We start from the raw sequence: 22,746 nt of genomic DNA, 5'->3' as shown, positions 1-22,746 counted from the left end.
TTTAGAAACAAACTCACGATATACTTGCAATATAAGAGACTCAAACCAGACCGGACCCAAGCCTGATCTATATCCAAGGGGGATTCACATCATATGAACAACACACGTATCAATGACGCTTATGTTAACTATAAATCAGAAATCACAAGGTATCTATCCCATATCGTCAAACAACCACAGGACGCCGAGGATCTGGCTCAGGATTGCTTCATTCGACTGATGAACGTGACCGTCGATATTCCTGAAGATCGGCTTCTCTATTATCTCAAACGAATTGCCCGTAATCTTGCCATGGACAGCTTTCGCAGGCGTACCCGTACGCTAAGACGCGACAGCCGGCTGGAAGCACCCACCCATCACTTCGATACACCCCATCTGGAAATTAATGAAGGTGTTAACGACCTGGTCTCCCATATTAACAACACCGAGCATCGTAAAATATTAAAGCTGCGCCTCATCCATGGATACTCCATCAAGGAAACGGCAGAGCTGGTGAACCGCAGTGAAGGCATGATTAAATCCTCTGTCTTCCATGCCGTAAATCGAATTCGAGCCAAAGTCATCTCCTAGAGATGGCTTTTTGTTTACGCGAAATCAACATGTTGTGGCAGATCGAATGAACCTAAACGAATTCAAATGCCTACCGACATGTCAAAAGACCCAATTTTACAAATATCGAGTTAATTTTTACAAATTGTTATGACTATGTGAGATTTTCATGTGGTAGAATATGGACGAACTCATGAATCAACTACTATTTGGGAGGGATTTGATTGGGTAATTTGACACGTATGCGGGGAGTTTGGTTAAAATCACTCCTGGCATTGTCCATGGCTTTGCCGCTTCAGATCGGATTATGGAACGGAGATGCATCGGTTCATGCGGAAGGACCGACAGACCCGGCACCGTTCATCCAGGCGAAGGTTGTTAACGAAAATGCAGGTAAGAAAGTATTGTTCGACAACTCACACGGCCAGACGGCTGGAGCCGCAGACTGGGTTATCGATGGAGGTTTCTCCGACTTCGGGAATGCACTCGCGAATGACGGTTATGATGTAAAAGAACTTCGCAAAACGACTCCATTTACCTATGATGATCTGAAAGAGTATAACGTATTCGTTATTGCAGAGCCTCAAGTTCCTTTCAAAGCATCCGAACAGGCAGCCTTGAAGCAATATGTTGAAACGGGCGGTAGTATCTTCTTTGTTGGAGATCACTACAATGCTGACCGTAACAAAAATCGCTGGGATGGCTCCGAAGTCATCAACGGCTATCGTCGGGGAGCTTTTGAAGATCCGGCCAAAGGCATGAGCACAGATGAGCGTAACTCGGAAGCCATGCAAAATGTAACCAGCTCGGACTGGTTGTCCGATAACTTCGGCGTACGATTCCGCTATAACGCACTTGGCGATATCAACGCCAATATCGTTGTACCGGCAGATCAAGCCTTCGGGATCACGGAAGGAGTATCGGGTGTAGCCATGCATGCCGGTTCAACCCTCGCCATCACCGATCCGGAAAAGGCAAAAGGCATTGTCTACCTGCCAAAAACCAACGCCAAATGGAATAACGCGGTAGACCAAGGCGTCTACAACGGTGGCGGGATCGAGGAAGGTCCTTACGTAGCTGTTTCCAAACTGGGCGCAGGTAAGGCTGCCTTCATCGGCGACTCCTCTCCAGTGGAAGATGCATCGCCAAAATACTTGCGTGAAGAGACAGGCACACGCAAAACAACCTATGACGGCTTCAAAGAAGCGGATGATGCGGTGTTGCTGGTTAACACCGTGAACTGGCTCGCTACACAAGAGAACTACACAAGTCTGACTGAAGTGAACGGACTTGAACTGGACACAGCTACAGCGCTGCTGCCATTCGAAGAGCCCGCTGCTTCCACAGAACCACAGGCTGAACCTTGGTCCGCACCTGCCGCCGGATACAAGTGGTACGATCGTTCCACGTTCAAGGCTGGCTCTTACGGTGGACCTGCATCCAGTGCGAACGCTGCTTACAGCTTCGTGAAACAAGATACACTTCCGAATGCAGAAGACTTTCAGATTCGTGTGGTTGTGGAGAACATGCCTCCGAACACAACCGTATCCGGCTATAGTGCCGGGATCTATCTGACTGGCGGAACACAGGTTGCCATGATTCAGAATGAAAGTGGTACTTGGCCGACTTCGTACGGCTATAGCTCCACATTCAGTGTAACCTCGGACAGCAAAGGCCGGGCGATCAAAGATCTGAACGTCCGCATCAAACCGGGTACAACGGGCGCTGCCAGCTTGCGTCTGCGTCTGAACGGCAGTAACCTGATCACCAATGCCGTGACGGTTGGTAATGTTCCGGCTGAGCAGCTTCCAGAAGAAGAAGGACCGATCCCAGCAGCCATCACGGTTGCTGAAGCACGCACCAAAGCCGTTGGCACTACCGTAACCATCGAAGGTGTGGTGACGACAGAGCCGGGTGCGTTTGGTGGACAAGCCTTCTATCTTCAAGATGATACCGCCGGTATCTACGTATTCCAGCACACCAGCGGCTTCCATGCAGGTGACAAGGTTAAGGTAACTGCAGCAACAACCATCTATAACAGCGAGTTCGAGCTTACAGATGTCATTGCGATTGAGAAAACAGGTACCGCTTCCGTTCCAGCTCCAATCGAGGTTGCAGCAATCAATGATGCAAACCAAGGTCAACTTGTTCAGTTGAAAAATGTAACAATCGAGAATATCATCAGTGCTACCCCTGCTGGTTCTTTTGAATTTGACGCAGCGGCAGCGGATGGAACAAGTACACACATCCGTGTAGATACACGTACAGGTGTGACAGAAACGTCCTTCCCTTATGCTGCAGGTGACAAGATTGATATCACAGGCGTTTCAGCTATTTTCAAAGACGTATTTCAACTAAAGCCTAGAAGCTTGAACGACTTTGCAGCTGTTGAGGAAGGTGGGGGCGAAGTGCCTTCCACTCCTGCTGTAGAAGCACCGGGTAAACCGGTGCTTTCCTCCAATAATGGTCATACCAACGGTCTGCTTGAAGGCTCGTACACTGTTAGTATGAATCTGTGGTGGGGCGAAAATGGCTCAGAATACAAACTGTATGAGAATGACGTTCTTGTGGATACACAAAAGTTAACTGCTGCTACACCAGCGGCTCAATCCGCCAAAACAACGATTAATGGTAAAGCTAACGGTACCTATACCTATGTAGCCGAGCTGACTAACTCCAAGGGCGCAACTCGTAGTGAGATACTCACGGTACAAGTTGCGAATGCTGCCCCTGGCAAAGCTGTATTGTCCCAGAACAATTGGGACGGCGATGGAAATTACAATGTGTCGATGAACCTCTGGTGGGGTACGAACGCAACAGAATACCGTCTCTATGAGAATGATGTATTGATTGATACACAAGCGTTGAACGCGGCAACACCTGCTGCTCAAAGTACTACGACTGACTTGTCGGGTCATGCTAATGGAACGTACACGTACCGTGCAGAGCTGATTAATGCAGCTGGTGTGACGAGCACAGAGACCATTACGGTACAGGTGACAAAAGCGCTGCCTTTGGCTAGCTAAGAAATGAATAAAAAACCGAGACCAACATTGCCTGATTCACGGGGCTGCGTGGTTTCGGTTTTTTTATAATGTTTAATATAGCTTTTATGATAAGTAACTCAATCCTCGAAATGATATTCCTTCCGCTTCCTCTTAAGGTTATTTCTTTCATCTGCGTTGTTGTGTAGATGTTTCATACATATTGTTTTTTCCTATTTAGGAAATACAAAGCGAGGACAAACGGTAGTAGCGTTAATGACAGGTATAAGAGGGTCTGTTTCTTTGGCGGTCCACTGAAAATAATGAGGCCCGTGTCTCCCATGGTTAACATAAGCGTAATGATAAAATTTAAAAATACCAATCCACCGCAAGCACTCAATATGGCTACAACAACAAGTAAAAAAATCCGAAAAAAGATATTCACCTCCTTTACATATGAAAATCGGTTTATTTTACAAATAAACGAATATTAAATCAAACAATAATAGAAATGCCCCATTTTTCAATTTATTAAAAAAAGACTATCCGTGCAGTGATTCCAGCACTTGATAGCCCTCTCATTAATCCATAATTCAACTCACCTATAAAACTACACCAGCTTCTTGCGAATATACCCCGAGATCAGGTCAATGATCGTGATCATCACGATAATACCCAGCAGAATTATACCTACTCGCGGCCAGTTCCGTGTGCTCAGTGCAAAGATCAGCGGTGTACCAATCCCCCCTGCTCCAATTACACCCAGTATGGTCGCGGAACGTACATTAATTTCGAAACGATACAAGGTATAGTTCAGGAATCCAGGCATAACCTGCGGCAGGATGGCAAACCACAACTGCTGCATGCGATTGGCTCCGGAAGCAAGCAACGCCTCAGATGGTCCATAGTCGATATTTTCAACTTCATCCGCGTACAATTTACCTAACATGCCAATGGAGTGCAGTCCAAGGGCAAGTACCCCTGCGAACGATCCGGGGCCTACAGCCTTGATGAACAGCAGGGCCATGATAATCTCGGGAAACGTACGGATGAAACTCAGCACCATTTTGCCTGCACCCGAGATAGAGCGATGCCCACTCATATTGCGAGCAGACCAGAACGCAAACGGGATACACAGTACAGCCGAGATCACTGTACCCAGCACCGAGATCGCCAGCGTATCCAAAAGCCCCCGCAGCAGATCTTCTCCCTCAGGAAGATATACAAAGTTCCAATCTGGTGCGAATATTCCGGCGACGATCGCCTTCATGATCTGGCCGGCGGTTTCCTTGAAACCGGTAAACGGTACACCTGCAAGTGCCCAGGCATACACAAGAATCAGCAGTAACACAATGACCCAGCGCATCGGGTTCTTTCGTGGTTTAGGCCGGATGCGGCTTATTTCATTTTTCATCATAACAATTTCTCCCGCAGCTTAGTACTTACATAATCAATGATCAGGACAATGACAAGGGTAAACAGAATGATAACACTCGTTTTGTCATACTCCAGGAATCCAAGTGTCGCTTCATAATACAGTCCAATCCCCCCTGCTCCTACCAGCCCGAGAATTGCTGCTGCCCTTACGTTAATCTCGAAGGCATACAGAACATAGGATGTGAACTGAGCAGCCAGTTGGGGCACTACACCATAGATAATCAGCTGGATCCGGTTCATGCCGACAGCCGTCATCGCTTCCAGCGGTCCCTGATCAATCGTTTCCAACGTCTCATAGGTCAGCTTGGCGATCAGACCAACCGAGAACACGGCTAGTGCCAGTATGCCGGGAATCGGTCCCAGACCAAATACGGCAACAAACAGTGCAGCCAGCAGCAGATCAGGCACAGTACGAATCAGGTTCAACACAAAACGAGCTGGATAATAGATCCAGCGACTTGGCATCAGATTACCCGCACAGATAATGGAAACCGGAATTGCGATGATTGCGCCGATCGTTGTTCCGATCAGTGCCATTCGAATGGTCTCCAGCATGCCCTGAACGATATTATCAAAGTAAGTCCAACGCGGAGGAAACATCTCCTTCAGCAGATCCAGCATATTCGGGAAACCTTCGATTAGCTCGCTGAAGCTGGCATCAGTCTGTTTGGCACTTGCCCACAAAAGAAGCAGAATGATGACCAAGGTGAGCAGATGTTTGGTTCGTCCCGGTGGTTTTGGTCGGTGAGCTACGGGGTCCAGGCCGGGTTCAGGGCTAGCTCCAGGTGGCTTCCTTCCCTTCCCGTTCTGCAATGGGTTATGAAGTGGAACGTTGGCAGATCCTTTCATACCAGTACTTCTTCCTGCTCATGCACAGCCTGTTTATCCAGCAATTCGTCAGCCAGGATCGGTCTGCCGTAGATCTCTGCAAATCGCTCATCCGTTGCTTCTTCAACCGGGCCGTCGAATACCACCTCGCCTGCCCGCAAACCGACAATACGGGTTGCATACTCTCTTGCCAGATCAATAAAGTGAAGGTTGACGATGGTGGTAATACCGAGATCCTGATTAATGCGTTTCAGGTCATCCATAACCTGCTTCGTGGTCAGTGGGTCGAGTGATGCGACGGGTTCGTCCGCCAAAATGATTTTGGCTTCCTGCGCAAGTACACGAGCTATGGCCACACGTTGCTGCTGTCCACCGGACAGCTGATCCGCACGGGAATAGGCTTTTTCCGCGATATTCACCCGTTCGAGCGCTCCAAATGCGAGTTCTGTATCTTCTTTTGGAAAACGACCCAAAATGGTACGCATCGTGGAGTGATACCCCACACGCCCAGCAAGTACGTTGCGGAGCACACTGGAACGTTTCACCAGATTGAAGCTCTGAAAGATCATGCCGATATCCCGACGAATCATGCGGAGTGACTTGCCATGCGCCTTTGTGATCGACTTGCCATTAATCAAAATTTCACCTTCACTGATATCATGAAGTCGGTTAATGGAGCGCAAAAGCGTCGATTTCCCCGCACCGGATAAACCAACGACGGCAATGAATTCTCCCTGTTCAAATTTCAGATTAATATTATTCAGGCCTTTGGTGCCGTTAGCATATGTTTTCGTTACGTTATAAAGCTCAATCATGGCGGTAATCCTTCTTTCGTTAATATGGTCTTACATAAGGCCGGCCGCAGTAATGGCACAAGCCAGCGCAGCGTATATCACGCTGAACTGGCCTGCCCGCTGCTACGATAAAGCTGTTCCAATCAATGAAAGCTACTTCAAAGCAAAATGATAGCGAACTACTTTTGGATATAAACTACTCGGTTTTCACTTTCTCGCCATACTCACGAACGATATCAAACTTGCTGTCATCCGACTCCACATAACCTTCGTGTGTGTAGATTTCTTTGATGATCTCGTGACCGGACGGGTCTTTACCGATGTCGATAAAAGCTTGTTTGATCTTTGCTGTCCAATCAGCATTCATGTCTGTACGTACTACGATTGTATCGTTAGGAATCGGCTCTGTGAACGCCAATACACGAGTATCTTCGAATACCGTCGGATAGTCTTTGGCTACCGTATTGCGGGCATCCTGGAAAATTGCAGCTGCATCAACGTCACCGTTCAATACGGCAATCACACCTTGGTCATGACCCTTAACGGTTACAGGCATTACGTCTTTCAATGGATCAATACCTCTATCAAGCAACAATGCTGCCGGCCATACATAACCAGCGGAAGACGTTACGTTCTGGTAGGCGATTTTTTTGCCTTTCAGATCCTCGATGGATTGGATCGGGGAGTCTTTTTTCACAATAATCATGGATTTATACGAATCTGCCAGTTGCTCGGTTGGAGCTCCAGTCTCATCATTCACACCGAAACGTTGTGCCTGAAGAATAACTTGGGCTGCGCCTTTTTCTTTGGCAAGTGTATAAGCCGTCGGAGGCAGGAAACCTACGTCCACTTTATTGGAAGCCATTGCTTCAATAATGGTGTTGTAGTCTGTCGATACGCTGACCTTCACCGGGACGCCCAGCTTGTCGCCAAGCAGCTTCTCAAGTGGTTTCGCTTTAGCTTCAAGCGTGTCTGCATTCTGTGATGGAACGAATTGCACGGTCAGTTCGGTGGGTACATAACCTTCAGCGGCTTTGTCTGTTTCTGCCGAATCGGTAGACGTACCAGAAGCATTGGAACTCGTACCCGCCCCGTTAGCCGAACCTGTTGTACTACTGTTAGACCCACAAGCACTTAGAAACAGAACCAGAATCAACAATGGTAAAAATAAAGCAGACTTCTTCAAACGAACACCCTCCAAAGAGTTTCTATTTTTCAATACTTGTCTACTATAGCTGTCATATATTTGCGCGATGTGAAGTGAAATTTGGAGTTTTGTAAAGTTTCCTGTCAGGCTGTCAGAGGCACTCATATCTGTTAGAATAGGCTCATTATGGTCTGATACCGAGCTGAACTATATGTAGAAATGCCGGAATTCACACTGTGCTCTATTTTAAACTGATATATATAGAGGAGATTGTAAAATGACATCAATCACAAACACGTCTATCTTCGACATTATGGTAACCAGCGACTTGCATGGGGCTATTCGCCCCATTCATTACAATACCAATGCTTACCGTCCGGCGGGTCTTGCTCTGCTCGCTTCGTTGATTCGCCAAGAGCGAGAACGCTCACCTGAACTGATGCTCGTGGATAATGGGGATCTGTTGCAGGGTTCTCCTTTGGCCTCATACGCTGCTTCCTTTGTGGCGGATCACGAAGTTCATCCTTTCATTAAAGTATTGAATGAACTCGGCTATGATGCTGCCGTGATGGGCAACCATGAATTTAACTACGGTCAGGACTTGCTGCGGAAAGCAGTTCAAGCATCCCATTTCCCTTGGTTGTCAGCCAATATTGTTATGGACCGGCATAAGGAAGATCATGAAAGAGATGATGAAAGTATAGTTGAACAACAACGTGCCGACGATCACCCATCGTACAAAACGTATCAGGACGACACGATCGTGATCCATTCATATGGAGGAAATCCAGATGAAGAAGCATGGCCCATTGCACCCTCTGGAGCAGGTATACCTGCCTTTGGGCCTCCTTATCTAATCAAAACATTGTCTTCGGGTGTCAAAATCGCTCTGCTGGGCGCAACCACACATTACATTCCCAACTGGGAACATCCAAAGAATATTGAAGGTTTGCAGTTCCTTGACGCCTTGGAGACCATCCGAACTTGGGTCCATTACATTCGTGAGCATGAGCAACCAGATGTGCTCGTAGTCAGTTATCACGGTGGATTTGAGAGTGACCTGGAGACGGGCGAACCTGCCGAGCGGTTAACCGGGGAGAATCAGGCATACGCCATCTGCCGGGACATTGAAGGAATTGACGTTCTGCTCACCGGGCATCAACATCGTCAGCTCACCGCTAATATCCATGGAGTTACTGTTATTCAACCTGGATTCAGTGGAAATGGTGCGGGGCATGTATCCGTTCAATTGGAACGATTACCGGATGGAAAGTGGACGATTACAGGCACAAAGGCTCGCTTGTTGCTTTTGGATGAAAGTATTAACGTGCAGCCCGATGCTGCGGTTATGAAGCTCACGGACGAGCTTGAAGCTAAAGCACAGGCATGGCTGGACCAGCCGATTGGCGAAGTAGCTGGAGACTTGTCCATTACAGATGCCACGGCTCTGCGGCTCAAGGCACATCCATTCATTGATTTTGTACATCAGGTGCAGATGGAAGCGACCGGGGCTCAGCTGTCCAATACCGCATTGCTGAGTGAAGAGGCGCGTGGGTTTGGGCGCCATATCACCGTTCGGGACGTGTTATCCAATTTCATATATCCTAATACACTGACGGTGCTTGAGCTTAGTGGTCAGGATATACGAGAAGCGTTGGAGCAAACGGCAAGATACTTTGAAGTGGATGCTCTGGGCGAAGTTGTCGTCAATCCTACTTACATGCAACCCAAACCGCAGCATTATAATTACGACATGTGGGCTGGTCTCGAATATGAGCTGGATATTTCCCAACCTGTGGGAAGTCGAGTTGTGAAGCTGGAACGTGAAGGCCAGCCAATGGACATGAATGGCACCTACTCTGTGGTGATGAACAGCTACCGCGCTGCTGGCGGCGGTGATTATGCGATGTATCCGGGGAAAAAGGTACTGCACGAAGGTGCCACGGATATGGCGGCATTAGTGGAGGATTATATTCGCAGGCATCAGCCGTTAACGGTGGAGCAGGCGGACAACTGGAAAGTTGTTGGCAGTTAAATGCGAAAGAGCAGATCCTGATCACAGGATCTGCTCTTTATTTTAAACGATATAATCAGAAATAAGGACAACGATTAGAAAAGCAACTAACCAAACCAGAAACAAGTTCGCAGTCACCATAGCCCATTTGTATTTGCCGGAATGATAGAATGCCCAACAAATAAACGAGACTAACACACCAATAGGATAAGTGGCCATGAGGCCTGCTGTTATAATGTCCAACAACGCGTGATCACTTGACTGACTATAGGCATATATGTATAGACTCATCATCAATACAAAAGGATAGGGCAAAAGCGTGATAGCGTAAATGCCATTAAAGAGAATAAGCCTATGTGCGACTTTTTCATTTTTCAAAACCGATGGTAACCTCCCTAAAAACGAACTTACTCCAGTATATCCACCTGTTTACATACCGTCATGGTTCTATTTCCCATTTTTCTTCAAGGAAATATGCAAACAAAGAGCAAGAATGAGGAGCATCATGTCCCATCCCTGCTCTTTTTTTGTATAACCACAAACCATCTAATGCGTATCCCCTTTATCCTAAAATTACTATTGCGCTTTCTTCCGCAGTTGACTGTAATACAGTTCGCTGTAGAAGCCGCCTTGTTCCAGCAATGCGTCATGCGAGCCTTGCTCCAGAAGCTGACCATCCTTCAGCACAAGAATTCGATCTGCCTGGCGGATCGTGTTCAGCCTGTGGGCAATGACAAAGCTGGTTCGCCCCTGCATCAGACGTTGCAGCCCTTCCTGAATTTTGATCTCCGTGACGGTATCGATGCTACTGGTCGCCTCATCTAGAACGAGTATGGACGGATCAGCCAGAATGGCCCGGGCAATGGCAAGCAGCTGCTTCTGCCCCTGACTAATGCCGCTCCCGTCGGCCTGGAGCACTTTGTCGTACCCGTCCTTCATTCGCACAATGAATGAATGGGCATTCGCCAGCCGGGAGGCTGCTTCCACTTCTACATCGGTCGCATCCAGGCGGCCAAAACGAATATTTTCCCGTATCGTACCCTGAAACAGAAATGAATCCTGAAGGACAAACGCCATATGTGACCGCAGATTCTCACGTCGAATGGTTGTCATGTCGCGACCGTCTACGGTTAACATGCCACTCGTCGGATCATAGAAACGGGATAACAGCTGGATCAGTGTCGTTTTCCCCGCTCCGGTCGGGCCCACAAGGGCAATCATCTCACCTGGTTTGGCTTCAAAGCTGATTTCATGTAAAATGTTCCGACCTTCATCGTATCCAAAGGATACCTTGTCGAAGCGAACGGCGCCCTCCATTTTATCCAAAGATACCGCAGCGCCTTCATCCTTCGCTTCCTCATCCTCATCCAGCACTTCGAACACACGCTCAGCCCCGGCAATCGCGGACAACAACGTATTCCACTGATTCGCCAAATCATTCAGCGGACGGGTAAATTGACGGGCATATTCCACAAAGATAATAATTACCCCAACCGTAACCGAACCCTGAATCGCCAGAATACCACCGATGCCCGCGACAATCGCAAAGCTCAGGTTATTCAATCCATTCATCAGTTTTGGGATAAAACCAGAGATCGTCTGTGCCCAGAACCCGGAAATTCGGATTCGGGTATTCCGTTCCTCAAAACCACGAATCACCCGCTCCTCTTGGGAGAATGCCTTGATGATCCGCTGCCCGGATAACGTCTCTTCGATATAACCATTGAGTTCCCCCAGGTTGCGCTGCCGCTCCTTGAAGAGCGGCCCGGTTCTACGCGTAATCCAGCGCATGCCAAGTGCCATGAGAGGCACAACGATAAATGTTAGCAAGGTCAGCAGTGGGCTGAGCCAGAGCATCACACCAAACGTTCCAAGCAGTGTTAACACACTCGAAAAAATCTGGATAGCCGAGCTGTTCAGCGTACTGCTGACATTCTCGATATCGTTAGTAACACGACTCATAATCTCACCCTGCTGACGTTTGCCGAAGAACGGAATCGGGAGCTTGTGCAGATGCGAGAACAGATCATACCGCATACGGAACACAGTCTCCTGAGCGATTTCGATCATCCATATATTTTGCAGCCAGGACGACAGGGAAAATAGAATATAGACTCCCGCCAAACCAAGCAGAAATGTCGTCCAACTGGAGCTTGTAGCCTCGCCATCAATGAATTTGTCTACCGCCACGCCGACCATATATGGACCAAGCAAAGCCAATGCGGAACTTGCAAATACCATCAGCAGCACCATCGTCAGCTTGACCTTACGACGTGCCAGATACGTCCAGATCCGGCCTAACGTACCGGACCAGTTCTTGGCCCGCGCTTTCGGCTTGCGTCCTCCACCTGCCTTCAGCGTCTCGGGATCAATCGGCGGTGGGGGCTGACGGAAAGGTTCAATGAATGCTTTGAACATGTGGTGTACCCTCCCCGTATTGTGATTCATAGATTCGGCGATACAGTTCGGATGAATCCATCAGATCCTCGTGTTTCCCTTGTCCAATCAGGCGCCCATCGTCCAACAACAGAATCAGATCCGCAGAGGTGGTTGAACTGATCTTCTGCGTAATAATAAACGTGGTACACAACAGCTCTTCCAGCGCATCCAGCAGCCTTGCTTCTGTCGCTACATCCAGTGCACTGGTACTGTCATCCAGAATGAGAATGCTTGGACGACGGACCAACGCACGGGCGATCGAGAGCCGCTGCTTCTGCCCACCGGACAGATTAACCCCGCGTTGACCCAACTGTGTATCATAGCCATTCGGCAGCTTCTCAATCGTATCGTGAATCTGCGCACGCTTCGCTGCTTCCTTAATCTCTTCCAGCGTGGCGTCCTCCCTGCCCCAAGCAATATTATCGCGCACCGAGCCTGTGAACAACACAACCTCCTGTGGCACATATCCAATGGCACGGCGCAGCGTTGAAATATCCAGGCGGGCCGCATCCATGCTGTCAATCCGCACCTTGCCTGCATCCTCGGTGTAGAGCCTTGGAATAAGCTGAACCAGAGAGGATTTCCCGGAGCCGGTTGCGCCCATGATCGCGATACGCTCCCCACGTTTGGCTGAAAAGGTGATATCCTCAAGTACCGTAATCTCACTGTTCGGATAGCTGAAGCCGACGCCCTGGAATTCAACGGCACCCCGAATCACAAGAGATGCCTCCTTTCCGCTTTGCGCAGATCGGCTTGAGTTCCTTTTTCCGTTTCCTTCACGATAAGCAGCTTCCGATACATCCTCCGTATCAAATACTTCATTCAGCCGCTGTGCTGACGCACTCGCTCTGGAGAAGGTTACCAGAATCCAAGACAGTGCAGACATGGCCCCTATCGTACGAAGCAAATAGTTGATGACAGCTACAACCTCACCTACGGTTGCACTGCCAGAAACAATATCGCGGCGTCCAAACCATAGCACGGCGATAATACAACCGTTCATCATAAGCAGCATAAACGGCATCGTGGTCTCCGTCAGGCGCAGCGCGGAGATGGTACCTTTCATCAGCTTGCCGCTATATACGGCAAAGCGTTCAATCTCATGGCCCATCCGAACGAAGACTCGGATCAGCCGAATGCCTGTCAAACTCTCCTGGATGACTCCATTGACGGCATCCAGTCTGCGCTGCACATTGCGGAACAGCAGCGCTGCCTTTTTGATCATCCAGATTACAACGACGAGCAGTACAGGCACCATCACGACGAGCAGCAGACCCAGCTTCGGATTCACCACTACAGCCATGATCATGCTGCCGATCACCACCAGCGGCACACGTGTCATGAATCGCAGACTCATAAACACCGTATCCTGCACCTGTGTGACATCCCCGGTCAATCGGGTGATCAGGGATGATGTCGTAAAACGGTTGAACACCGCATAAGAGAGCGCTTGCACTTTGTCATACAGCTTCTCCCGCAGATCGTAACCGAAGCCGAGACTCGCATGTGACGCAAAAAAAGAACTCGCTATTCCCGCGGCAAACGCCACGACGGCACTGCCCACAAGTACCCCACCCCATAGCCAAACTACTGACAGATCTCCTTGCTGGATACCATTATCAATGATCTTCGAGATCAGATAAGGCTGAGCCAGTTCGACGGTCAACTCAATCAGCATCATGACCAAGGCTGCAATGGCGGCAACTCGGTATTTCTTCAAGTAGTACAACAGCTTGATCATAACCATTCCTCCGGCCCGGAGCGCCCCTTATGGTACATGCCTTCTTCCCGGACACTCCGTTATTCATGTTGGTTTCTCCACTTTGTCCATTATGTAACCTTTTCTATGTACGTATATGATTAGTATAGCGCATTTCATGAACCCTCTTCTAATCTTATTACCCTGATTTTCCTGAATGCAATAATTTTCTCAACTTTTTGGAAGCAAAAAAAGGAAGGTTCCCCCTCCCTGTTTAGATAATGACCGAGATTTGTTCTACCATCTTCTACGTCCACGATCACCCAGATTATAATCTTTCAACTCGCCCAATGAATCGTATGTTTCCTTATATATCCGAATGATGGCCTGTACTTTGAGGAAATCAGCATCTTCTGGTCCAAGTCCTTCCATGAACATCCGCTGAATGATCTGCTGGAAGAACTGTACTCTGGCTTCAATCTGTTCTTGCTCAAGCTGCAATACCTCTTCAAAACTATGGTTCCCTATGTAATCCATTAAGCTGTCATCCTGACTGGAATAATCTGTGTTTCTCCGCTCTGCTACCCATTCATCGGGCTCGCTCGGCTGAAGATTAACACTGGTTCGCAGTTGGGAAAGTATTATTTTTTCTTTTGCCAACATGACGTGAAAGTCTTTATTACGGAGCAATTCAGATACAATCAAACTGCACATTTCGCGGTTTTGAATCAGAATTCCATCAAATGGATGCAGTGTCCACTCCCCGTTTGCATAATACAGATTAAAGTTGAAAAACTCACTGCCATATTTGTATTGGATATTAATTTTGGTCTCATCGATAATTTCGAATGAAAAATCCAGCATATTCAGCAAGCTCCTTCGCACAGCCCCAATTTTTACCTTTATTCTATCAGACACCGTACAATAAATATAGTAATAGTACGTTTAGTCGCTTCCACTATTATTCGTTGTTATTCAGATTAGCTATATATTCTGCCCTCTCGCTGCTCGCTACCACCATCATCACCAGAACAATACCCACAATAACAAAATAAAGCATACACTACCCCCTTTTCCGTTTACACGTCTCGCTCTTATTCCTTCTCAAGATATGCAGTCTTCGCTCGGTGTATGTTTATTTTGTCCGGAAGCTGGTTGAATTAGACGAAAAAAAGAGACGCACTTGGCGTCCCTGGTAGCACTGAATATGTAGCTATCTCCATACGATATTCAGCAAGTCTGACCCTAATCCAGATAAGAGCTTAATGCACTAGAATCAGGTTTGTTTTTCTCCGGAATGGCGGCAGCCTTCGGTCCTTCCAAACCCAGTCTATCACTCATTTTGGCGTTAAGCGTCGTCATCTTGTTCGTATAATCATTACAGCTCTCAATAATTCGACGATTCGACTGCTCGGACAGATCCAGCGCAGACATCAGATCACCCATAGCCTGATTGACTGCTTCAATGGACATCGCCGGTTTGGACAACAGTTCATTTGTTTTCTCTGTCGTTGTCTTCAACAATCTAGCGTTCTCCTTGAATTGGTCTTCAATCGTTTTATTGGTAGCTTCCACAGCGGAGATAACCTTTTCCTGATCATTCAATGCCATGGCAATCATCGCCGATACTGTGATCAGATTCGCTGTTTTATCAATCGCATTATTGACTGAATCAATCAGCTTGTCATTGTTATCATTGATAATGTCAGTAGCTGCAATGGCCTGATTGTACAGCATGATCATCTCTGTCATCGATTGGGTACGTGTGACTACTTTACGCAATCCACGCTCTAGATGAGCTTTACGATTATCGTTCTCAGGTTTCGCAATCTCCGTTTCAAACAATTCTTTCAGTTGGTTACCAAAAGCAATTTTGGTCTGCAAATTATAGATCTCCTGGATGGAAGAACGCTTCAACTGACGCATATTCACGATACTTTCTTCCAGGTTGTCCTTCCCGTCCCGCAAACCGTTGATAATGGCATCAATGTTCGTACGAACGGATTGATAACGATACACATAGTTTTTTAGCGGGCTTTTGCGCAACAGCCGTCCAACAAAGCTCACGTTTTTACTCTGTTGCAGACTCTCACATTCGTCACGAAGCTTTAGAATCATGTTCGATACATCCGCACGATTCCCCGACATCAGTTCATTGACTGGACGATCAAGCAACTTGAGAGTCTGTCCCGCTTTCTCCTGTGTTTTTACACCCAACTTGCCGATATCATCCATTAAGGTGTCCAGGTGAGCCGGATCACTTTGTGATACTTTCTGAATAAGCTGTGTTGCTTCCTGACTAATCCGCTGTTCATCTTCCTGCTTCAGCTGAGCCCATTCGGTTGCCATGCCAATCCCTCCTATAATTCAGAGCTGTTATAACGTTGATGTATTAGTTCCGCTTTGTTCTGGAGCTCCATTAAATCTTTATGTTCAATCGTTGATACAATATCCGATATCTTGGAATCCACATCTCGAAGACCATTCAACAGCATACGCCGATTATTCCGTTTGGCTTCTCCACTTAACCGTAGAAACGGATTAATAAAACCGTTCAGATCTTTCAAAATCAGTCTGCGCACCGTATGGTTGATATCCCCGTTGTTTAGCTCCTGAAGAGAGGGAATAACGCGCTGCAAGCGGGCAAACAACGCCAGTGATTTCTCCACAATTTCATTATCCAGTTCGTTCTTCTGACCTTCGGAAATAATCATATCTTCCAGAACTTCAAGATATTCGATCACCGGATCGAATACAGGATCTGGTTCAGTCCTGGAGGGCTTCACCGGTTCTGAGCCTGCATGCCTTGTGGAAGAAGAAACCGATTGCGGCTGTTCTGGGGAGGCTTCCATGCTCCCTGCTGGCACACCGCTCGATTCTTGTGACCCATTCAAACGGGATGCATCGTTTCTGATGTCTGTAATGGGTAAAGGGGCTGATGACGAATCCTCGACCTGTTTACGAGGCGTGGAACGTGAAGGAATCAGTCCACCCACCACGGTTGCCAGTGCCGGAATCGCCCAAGTGATGACATCCGGGATAAAGGGACTCGTGATTGCCGCGAGACCATAACCGACCAATGCGCCTATACCTATCTTCGTTTTCCGTAACATTACTTATCCTCCTGCCTGTAACAACACTTATCCGTATTGTAAAAAAACCATCCAGAAGGTGTCAATGTTGAGGGACTTTCTCAGCTAGACGTTGGTACTCCGCTTACCTTCTGAACGTCGATTATAAACGGCTGTTCGATATGACTGCCAAGAATGCCAAACTCCGGATGAAGTGGTCCAATATCATAGCCAAGCGCAGACTTGACCGCCAGATAAGGGAAGTTCACTCCGGACAGACAGGACATATGCAATCCACCCGACATTCGCGGATTGATCTCGAGCAGCTTCGGTGTATCCTTGCGGTATTTCATCTGAATATTAAAATTATAAGGAATCCGATACACTTCTGCCACACTGCGGGCAATCGCCAGCAATTCTTCATTTTCTTCGAGCAGACGCAGACGTCCTCTTTCCTTTCTACGTGGAATAGCCGTTATGAGTTTCCCATTGCGGTCCGAAAGACAATCAATGCTGTATTCATATCCTTCCAGCACCTCCATCACCATCACATTGGGAAAGGATGGTGCAGAAGAGAATGCTCGCAGGGCATCTTCATAGGAAATGGAATTGAGCGCATACCCGAACAGCTCCTGTAAAGGATCACCTTCATTGTTAATGACCCGGAACCCCATGCCGCCCTCACCATTACAGGGTTTGAAGCATACATCATGTCCACGTGCACGTAGCGCCTCATAGGCATGCTGGAATTGCGCAGCATTACTGACCGTGAAATAATCCGGGATTTCCATAACGCCCTTCTCACGCACCGATTCATAGAACCGGTCTTTCTCCATCAATTGTTCCAGCAATTCGGTATCCGAACATACGATCACCCGCGTACCGATCTCTTCGAACAGAGAGACATGTCTGCTGATATCCAGCATGTTCCAACGTGGAATAAACACATCAATCTGATGACGACGGCAAAAGTCGAGGCAAAAATCAACATATTCTCTCCCCGTTACACGCGGTTCAACTTCTGCAACATCACAGCCTTGTAATGCCATATGTCCCGGATCAGGATGTGTGCCGTAAATTTCAAATTTCAACCCATCCTCATTGTCCCGGATGGCATTCATATAATGATACGTTACAGAGAACCAACGGTTGAAGTAAATCTTCTTTTTATTCATTTATACGGTCTCCCTTATCGTAGCATCTTCAATCTGTATCTGTTGGGCGTTGTGGATATGGTGGACGTAATCGAGAATCTCATCTGCTGCAAAAGCACCGAATTGTTCCGTAAATTGATACGGTACCTGCTCGGGTACACGCTGTCTCTCCACATGCAGCTCTCCGTGAGACGGAGCGATTGCATACTGCGCAAAATCCAGCAAACAGCGATCCAGCAAAGAGTCACCTGAAGCAATTACAGGCACATCGCCGATTCGCAGTTTAATATGCTCTACAGCAGATCTCTTGTTGACGGCCGAAGGCACCAGATAGAGCTTCCGACCCTGAATGGAACTCTCCCATCCAAGCGTCTCTAACACCCGAATCTTTTCCGCAATGAGTTCCATTGGAAGCTTGTCGCGTTCAATCAGCAGTGCAAAGAACAGCTCATCACATAACCGCTGGTTAATCACCCATTCCGGGCTCAGTATGTCGTCAAATAAATCCAGGATCTCTTCGGGAGCAGCTGCCTGCTGACGAAGCAATGAACGAATATGCAGATTCCATTCTTCATCTACCTGACCGTCTATAATGATGTTGCCACCATTGCTCGTCACCGCATATTTCGGGATACATTCGTTCTGAAAAATATGAATGCGCTGATACTGCTCCACTGTACGTGTAGTCACAGGCATAAATACAATGTCTGCCGGTAAAGACTGCAACCGCTCCAATGCATATGCTGACATAAAAGCAGATAACTTGCCGTTAATCCATTCAGCGGGAACAAGTCCCGGTGTATCTTCGGGAATACGGAGTGCACGCCTGGAGTACACTAGCGTCTGATCCAGATCACTTGCATAAATCATCATTCTCCACCACCTCCCAGGGATTGAATGATGCCGCAACATGAATAGGTCAATCCCGGATATACCTCTACAGGCACTCCCCTGTCCCTGGCAAGCATCATGATATGCTGTAAATCCGGATTATCGAGACGATCAACGAGAATCTTCCAAGGGACCCGGCGCAATAACACTCGGGTTGTTTCTCCGATTCCGGGTTTGATCAGATTGATGTTGGAGATGCCAAAGGACTGCTGGATGGACTCAATGTCCTGCCAGCCTTTCCAAGTGATTTCCGGGGGACCAGTAGAATTGATATCCGTAAGAATCTCCTCTTGGTCCATCATCTGCGGAAAATGCTGAGCGATGGTATCCACGTATTGGGTCGACACATCCTCAGAAGACCATTCGGTATACCATTTGGCCCCATGGAAATCTGTCGGCCCAATCAGATCATCCCGGAGTACCGTACGGCTCACCAGTCCCGAGACGGTCGAGTTCAGGCAAGCGCTGGGAATCAGGTAATCTTCTCTCGTTCCGAAGGTACCTGAACATTGCCCGGGATCGGCCAAAACGGCGAGGTCATCATTCAGAGTCACGCCAAACTCTCGTTTCATCTTCTCACATGACTCCTTCAACACCTTGCTAATGGCACCTTTCCCTGTCCAACCGTCAACAAATTGAATGGCTGGTTCTAAACCGTGCTGCTGCAACATGTATAATAATGCATTCTCATCGATACCCTTACCACGAATAATTGAAATGCTGTAGTGCGGAATCGATACGTTGTATTTCAACTCAATATAACGTTTGATCAGGATACCAACGGGGGTTCCCGCTCGGGCGAGAGATACCAAGACCAGATTAAGTCCCCTGCGCTTTACAATCTTCTCAGCCACAATAGCGGTATGAAGTGCAATTCTTGCGGCGGATTGTTCCAGCGTCTTGTGAAAGAGCTCGATATATTCTGCAGTGGGCTGATATTCCACGGGTAGCATCTCCGAATAATGAACCCCGGATTGGATCGCCTGCTCCCGTTCACCGGTTCCCTTTTCCAGATCAACATGGCTTATATCCTTCAGTAGAAAAACAACATCTGATGCAGCATAGCTGCCCATCGGCTCGGGAGACTGAATCTCTCGTTGTCTGATTCGATCAAGTGTAGTTAAGTTCATCGCTTGTGCTCCCCTGTCTCCTCCGGCATGCCGCAATATACGATATGAATATGTCTGCATCCCAGCTGCCCAAGTACCTTTATCATCGGTTCCATTCGTTTCTCAGGCATCTGTCTCTCCAGCAGAACAAAAATTTCGTCATATTGTTCGGGCGCAATGTTATAGATGAAGTTTTGCACAGAAGCGTCTTCTGGCGAAGCGTATCCGGCACCGCTGCGAACAGCATATTCCGGAGCTTGATACGTATGGATTGGACTACGGGTAGTTGACTGATAAAATACCCCGTCCCCCATTTCGGAAGCAATACGCATAGGAATGTACATGAACTCCCCTGTTCCCATCACCAAAGTCCGTTGTCCCCTACGTTGCGACCGAAGTCGTTCCGCAATGCTGCTAATCTCCTGACGCAATACTTCGTTATGCCGGGATTGCATACCGAACCTGCCCGTATGCTGGACGTAGCTCGCTGCGCTACGCGTACCTTCACCATCTTCGGAGGTAGCGTGCAGTTGATGAAATACATCAGCAACCGATGATTCATGAAAAGTTACGACATGAAGAGACTCCACCGCTTTCTGTGCTGGGTTCAAGTTCGGAATGCCCACCACTTCAATGCCACCCTTCAACAGACTTATAGGGGTAATGGTGATTCCCAGCTCCGCTTCCAGCTCTGCAAACCGGAGTTCGTCCGCTTCGGTACGCCAATCCAGCAGTGAAGCAATAACATATTGCTTCCGAGGATATTGGGCCTGAATATCTCGAATGATATTCAACGTGGTTTTACCTGTGGTGATCTCATCGTCCACCAGTACAATAGGGCCCTTTCCTGCAAAAGCTTCATGATCCAACGCATAACAGCGATGAGCCATCGCATGGGAATGCTCTTCTTCAAATTGAATATCCGGATGCATCGCCGGAATATATTCCCTTGTCGTGTGAATATAGGATGCGTGATCAGCAAACATCTCGTACATGCTGTGTCCCAACGCTGTAGCTGTCTCGGCAAAACCAACAAAACGAATCGTTTCCGGCAACGTCATACGTTCCCGCAACAGTGTGTTGTATGCTTGGCGGGCATACTCCGGGTCGGTCAATCCCTCAACCATTACTCTCTTCCACTCGGCTACCTTGTCTTCCGCCTTTTCAGTAAGGTGCTCATACAACAGAACAGCCAGTGCCGCACCGCTCAGAAGCGATGTATACGGGTTAACCGGGATATGCTTACCGAGCAGCTTGCTGACAAACAGAAAAGAACGTTTCTTGTTGATTCGTGCAGCCATTGAAAATAGACTTTCCAGTGGCAATTGCAGCGGGTTGTGAGTTACCTGAATGCGAAGACTGAATTGATCAAGAATTGGAAACGTAGTTGTGTTGTTGCTCATGCTTGGGCAAGAGCCCGACAAAATGCTGCTGTTCATGTAACACCCCATATATTTGTGATCGGATTAGAATTCGATTCGCCCAACTCAGATGTGGTTTAATCTCATTCATTTTGTTATAGTAATTACTTTTAAACACACCCAAGCTACCGTCATTTCGGGCTATGATGCTTTCGGCATCGGTAAATTCCTCATGAGTAACAACGTACATCGCTTGTACTGGCTTAATATGAGAAGGATGAATGATTGTTTTTCCCACAATCCCATTTTCCTTGTCCATCATGACTTCACGCATCAAACCGTCCATTGTATTCGTAATATATTTCATTCTCAGATGCAGCCCGGATTTACCGAGCGTTTCTTCGAATGGTGTCTGTCGTAGTTGAGGCTTAAACACGCGCTCCCGCTGGCTAAAATATTCCCAGACCGGCCCCGAGATCAAGTATGGCTTGTCCATACGACCAAACAGATTGATAATATCCGATACACAGTCACGTATCGTCGCAATATCGTATATGGTCAATTCCGGGCTTCGTCGTAGTCCAAACAAGCTGGAGAAATCGGTCGCACCAATGCGTACATTGAGCACATATTCATAGTTTTCATCCAGTATGCTTCGAAGGTCCAGCAACGTTTTCCAGCGTGTCTCACGATAAATTACGGAAGCGGTCTCCAATATAGGCATACCATAGAGAACAGGATAATCATCCGGTTTCAGCTGATTATATTTACGGATCTGATCGAAATAGGCTCTTCCATTATCGACGCAAAATTTGGGTAAAGCCACGCCAGTAAGCATGGTTACCAGATCTCCCAACACATCGATTAGACGTTCCAATTGCTGTGGTGAACGCACGCGAGCAAACAGGAGGGGCATTCGTTCCTGACTTAGCATGCCTGTCTCCATGTAGGTCATCAGCTGGGTTAAATGCTGTGCAAGGCACTGTTCAGCAAACTCTACTTGATCGTCGCCGACGGCATCCTCAAGATCAATAATAATGGTCGTCAGACCTTCATGTTTACCATTCATAATGTCGTCCGCTATATGTGTGCGGGTCGCAGGCATATATAAAGCAGCCCCAACAGCATATGCCAGTAAATCTTTGGAAGTCCGGTGATTGAACGAGACGGGTGAAGAGAAAAATAACGCTGCTTCTTCTTCCAGACTCAAAAAATTAAAATATTTCAGGATTGTCTCCTCCTCGCACCTTTGGCAATAGCCAATCTGCA

Annotated in this window: 18 protein-coding genes; 3 read left to right on the top strand and 15 right to left on the bottom strand. The window is 47.7% G+C overall.

Annotated features, from left to right (window positions below):
* Nucleotides 1–93 precede the first annotated feature (93 nt).
* The gene (locus ACR32F_RS05130; RefSeq protein ID WP_440116782.1) at nucleotides 94–570 is read left to right on the top strand and encodes an RNA polymerase sigma factor; all 477 of its coding nucleotides are present in this window, start codon (nucleotides 94–96) and stop codon (nucleotides 568–570) included.
* A gap of 203 nt (nucleotides 571–773) precedes the next feature.
* Entirely contained in the window at nucleotides 774–3,575 is a 2,802-nt protein-coding gene (locus ACR32F_RS05125; RefSeq protein WP_440116780.1) for a DUF5689 domain-containing protein, read from the top strand.
* 568 nt (nucleotides 3,576–4,143) lie between these two features.
* Here ACR32F_RS05125 and phnE (ACR32F_RS05120) read toward each other — a convergent pair.
* From phnE (ACR32F_RS05120) to ACR32F_RS05105, 4 genes are all read right to left on the bottom strand, one after another.
* Nucleotides 4,144–4,950 carry a phosphonate ABC transporter, permease protein PhnE gene (gene phnE, locus ACR32F_RS05120; protein WP_440116778.1) on the bottom strand — a complete coding sequence of 269 codons (807 nt, stop codon included), beginning with the start codon at nucleotides 4,948–4,950 and terminating at the stop codon, nucleotides 4,144–4,146.
* Entirely contained in the window at nucleotides 4,947–5,819 is an 873-nt protein-coding gene (gene phnE, locus ACR32F_RS05115) for a phosphonate ABC transporter, permease protein PhnE (RefSeq protein WP_440116776.1), read from the bottom strand. Before phnE (ACR32F_RS05115) ends, phnE (ACR32F_RS05120) begins: the two co-directional genes overlap by 4 nt.
* On the bottom strand, nucleotides 5,816–6,613 hold the full coding sequence (gene phnC, locus ACR32F_RS05110) for a phosphonate ABC transporter ATP-binding protein (RefSeq protein WP_440116774.1): 798 nt from the start codon (nucleotides 6,611–6,613) through the stop codon (nucleotides 5,816–5,818). Before phnC ends, phnE (ACR32F_RS05115) begins: the two co-directional genes overlap by 4 nt.
* 175 nt (nucleotides 6,614–6,788) lie before the next feature.
* Nucleotides 6,789–7,745, bottom strand: coding sequence for a phosphate/phosphite/phosphonate ABC transporter substrate-binding protein (locus ACR32F_RS05105; RefSeq protein ID WP_440119690.1), 957 nt, complete (start codon nucleotides 7,743–7,745; stop codon nucleotides 6,789–6,791).
* Between the two features lie 271 nt (nucleotides 7,746–8,016).
* On the opposite strand from ACR32F_RS05105, the gene ACR32F_RS05100 reads away from it, so the two are divergent.
* Nucleotides 8,017–9,774 carry a bifunctional metallophosphatase/5'-nucleotidase gene (locus tag ACR32F_RS05100; protein ID WP_440116772.1) on the top strand — a complete coding sequence of 586 codons (1,758 nt, stop codon included), beginning with the start codon at nucleotides 8,017–8,019 and terminating at the stop codon, nucleotides 9,772–9,774.
* Between the two features lie 42 nt (nucleotides 9,775–9,816).
* On the opposite strand, the gene ACR32F_RS05095 is transcribed toward ACR32F_RS05100, so the two are convergent.
* The 11 genes from ACR32F_RS05095 to ACR32F_RS05045 form a co-directional block, all read right to left on the bottom strand.
* Entirely contained in the window at nucleotides 9,817–10,131 is a 315-nt protein-coding gene (locus tag ACR32F_RS05095) for a hypothetical protein (protein WP_440116770.1), read from the bottom strand.
* Between the two features lie 198 nt (nucleotides 10,132–10,329).
* Entirely contained in the window at nucleotides 10,330–12,171 is a 1,842-nt protein-coding gene (locus tag ACR32F_RS05090) for an ABC transporter ATP-binding protein (RefSeq protein WP_440116768.1), read from the bottom strand.
* Nucleotides 12,152–13,933, bottom strand: a complete 1,782-nt coding sequence (locus tag ACR32F_RS05085; RefSeq protein WP_440116766.1) for an ABC transporter ATP-binding protein — start codon at nucleotides 13,931–13,933, stop codon at nucleotides 12,152–12,154. The genes ACR32F_RS05090 and ACR32F_RS05085 overlap by 20 nt, the downstream gene beginning before the upstream one ends.
* A 255-nt stretch (nucleotides 13,934–14,188) precedes the next feature.
* Nucleotides 14,189–14,755, bottom strand: coding sequence for a hypothetical protein (locus ACR32F_RS05080; protein WP_440116764.1), 567 nt, complete (start codon nucleotides 14,753–14,755; stop codon nucleotides 14,189–14,191).
* Nucleotides 14,756–15,136: 381 nt separating this feature from the next.
* Entirely contained in the window at nucleotides 15,137–16,240 is a 1,104-nt protein-coding gene (locus tag ACR32F_RS05075) for a toxic anion resistance protein (protein WP_440116762.1), read from the bottom strand.
* 11 nt (nucleotides 16,241–16,251) lie between these two features.
* Complete coding sequence (locus ACR32F_RS05070) at nucleotides 16,252–17,004, bottom strand: hypothetical protein (protein WP_440116760.1); 753 nt, start codon at nucleotides 17,002–17,004, stop codon at nucleotides 16,252–16,254.
* Nucleotides 17,005–17,084: 80 nt separating this feature from the next.
* Nucleotides 17,085–18,137 (bottom strand): ATP-grasp domain-containing protein, encoded by a 1,053-nt coding sequence (locus ACR32F_RS05065; protein ID WP_440116758.1) that lies wholly within the window; start codon nucleotides 18,135–18,137, stop codon nucleotides 17,085–17,087.
* Nucleotides 18,138–18,986 (bottom strand): HAD family hydrolase, encoded by an 849-nt coding sequence (locus ACR32F_RS05060; RefSeq protein ID WP_440119689.1) that lies wholly within the window; start codon nucleotides 18,984–18,986, stop codon nucleotides 18,138–18,140.
* On the bottom strand, nucleotides 18,986–20,137 hold the full coding sequence (locus ACR32F_RS05055) for a cysteine protease StiP family protein (RefSeq protein WP_440116756.1): 1,152 nt from the start codon (nucleotides 20,135–20,137) through the stop codon (nucleotides 18,986–18,988). The genes ACR32F_RS05060 and ACR32F_RS05055 overlap by 1 nt, the downstream gene beginning before the upstream one ends.
* Nucleotides 20,134–21,555: a phosphoribosyltransferase family protein gene (locus tag ACR32F_RS05050; protein WP_440116754.1), complete on the bottom strand. Its 1,422-nt coding sequence runs from the start codon at nucleotides 21,553–21,555 to the stop codon at nucleotides 20,134–20,136. Before ACR32F_RS05050 ends, ACR32F_RS05055 begins: the two co-directional genes overlap by 4 nt.
* Nucleotides 21,485–22,687 carry an HpcH/HpaI aldolase/citrate lyase family protein gene (locus tag ACR32F_RS05045; protein WP_440116752.1) on the bottom strand — a complete coding sequence of 401 codons (1,203 nt, stop codon included), beginning with the start codon at nucleotides 22,685–22,687 and terminating at the stop codon, nucleotides 21,485–21,487. Before ACR32F_RS05045 ends, ACR32F_RS05050 begins: the two co-directional genes overlap by 71 nt.
* Nucleotides 22,688–22,746: the final 59 nt, after the last annotated feature.

The organism is Paenibacillus hebaui (genome assembly GCF_051934385.1).
Classification (GTDB): Bacteria; Bacillota; Bacilli; order Paenibacillales; family Paenibacillaceae; genus Paenibacillus.
This window is presented reverse-complemented; position numbering and strand designations above follow the sequence as displayed.

Bases quoted from the DNA above. Each gene is read 5' to 3' on its own strand.
- ACR32F_RS05085 (WP_440116766.1), bottom strand. From the start codon at position 13,933: ATGATCAAGCTGTTGTACTACTTGAAGAAATACCGAGTTGCCGCCATT.
- ACR32F_RS05100 (WP_440116772.1), top strand. From the start codon at position 8,017: ATGACATCAATCACAAACACGTCTATCTTCGACATTATGGTAACCAGC.
- phnE (WP_440116776.1), bottom strand. From the start codon at position 5,819: ATGAAAGGATCTGCCAACGTTCCACTTCATAACCCATTGCAGAACGGG.
- phnE (WP_440116778.1), bottom strand. From the start codon at position 4,950: ATGATGAAAAATGAAATAAGCCGCATCCGGCCTAAACCACGAAAGAAC.
- ACR32F_RS05070 (WP_440116760.1), bottom strand. From the start codon at position 17,004: ATGTTACGGAAAACGAAGATAGGTATAGGCGCATTGGTCGGTTATGGT.
- ACR32F_RS05130 (WP_440116782.1), top strand. From the start codon at position 94: ATGAACAACACACGTATCAATGACGCTTATGTTAACTATAAATCAGAA.
- ACR32F_RS05075 (WP_440116762.1), bottom strand. From the start codon at position 16,240: ATGGCAACCGAATGGGCTCAGCTGAAGCAGGAAGATGAACAGCGGATT.
- ACR32F_RS05080 (WP_440116764.1), bottom strand. From the start codon at position 14,755: ATGCTGGATTTTTCATTCGAAATTATCGATGAGACCAAAATTAATATC.
- ACR32F_RS05050 (WP_440116754.1), bottom strand. From the start codon at position 21,555: ATGAACAGCAGCATTTTGTCGGGCTCTTGCCCAAGCATGAGCAACAAC.
- ACR32F_RS05060 (WP_440119689.1), bottom strand. From the start codon at position 18,986: ATGATTTATGCAAGTGATCTGGATCAGACGCTAGTGTACTCCAGGCGT.
- ACR32F_RS05055 (WP_440116756.1), bottom strand. From the start codon at position 20,137: ATGAACTTAACTACACTTGATCGAATCAGACAACGAGAGATTCAGTCT.
- phnC (WP_440116774.1), bottom strand. From the start codon at position 6,613: ATGATTGAGCTTTATAACGTAACGAAAACATATGCTAACGGCACCAAA.
- ACR32F_RS05090 (WP_440116768.1), bottom strand. From the start codon at position 12,171: ATGTTCAAAGCATTCATTGAACCTTTCCGTCAGCCCCCACCGCCGATT.
- ACR32F_RS05065 (WP_440116758.1), bottom strand. From the start codon at position 18,137: ATGAATAAAAAGAAGATTTACTTCAACCGTTGGTTCTCTGTAACGTAT.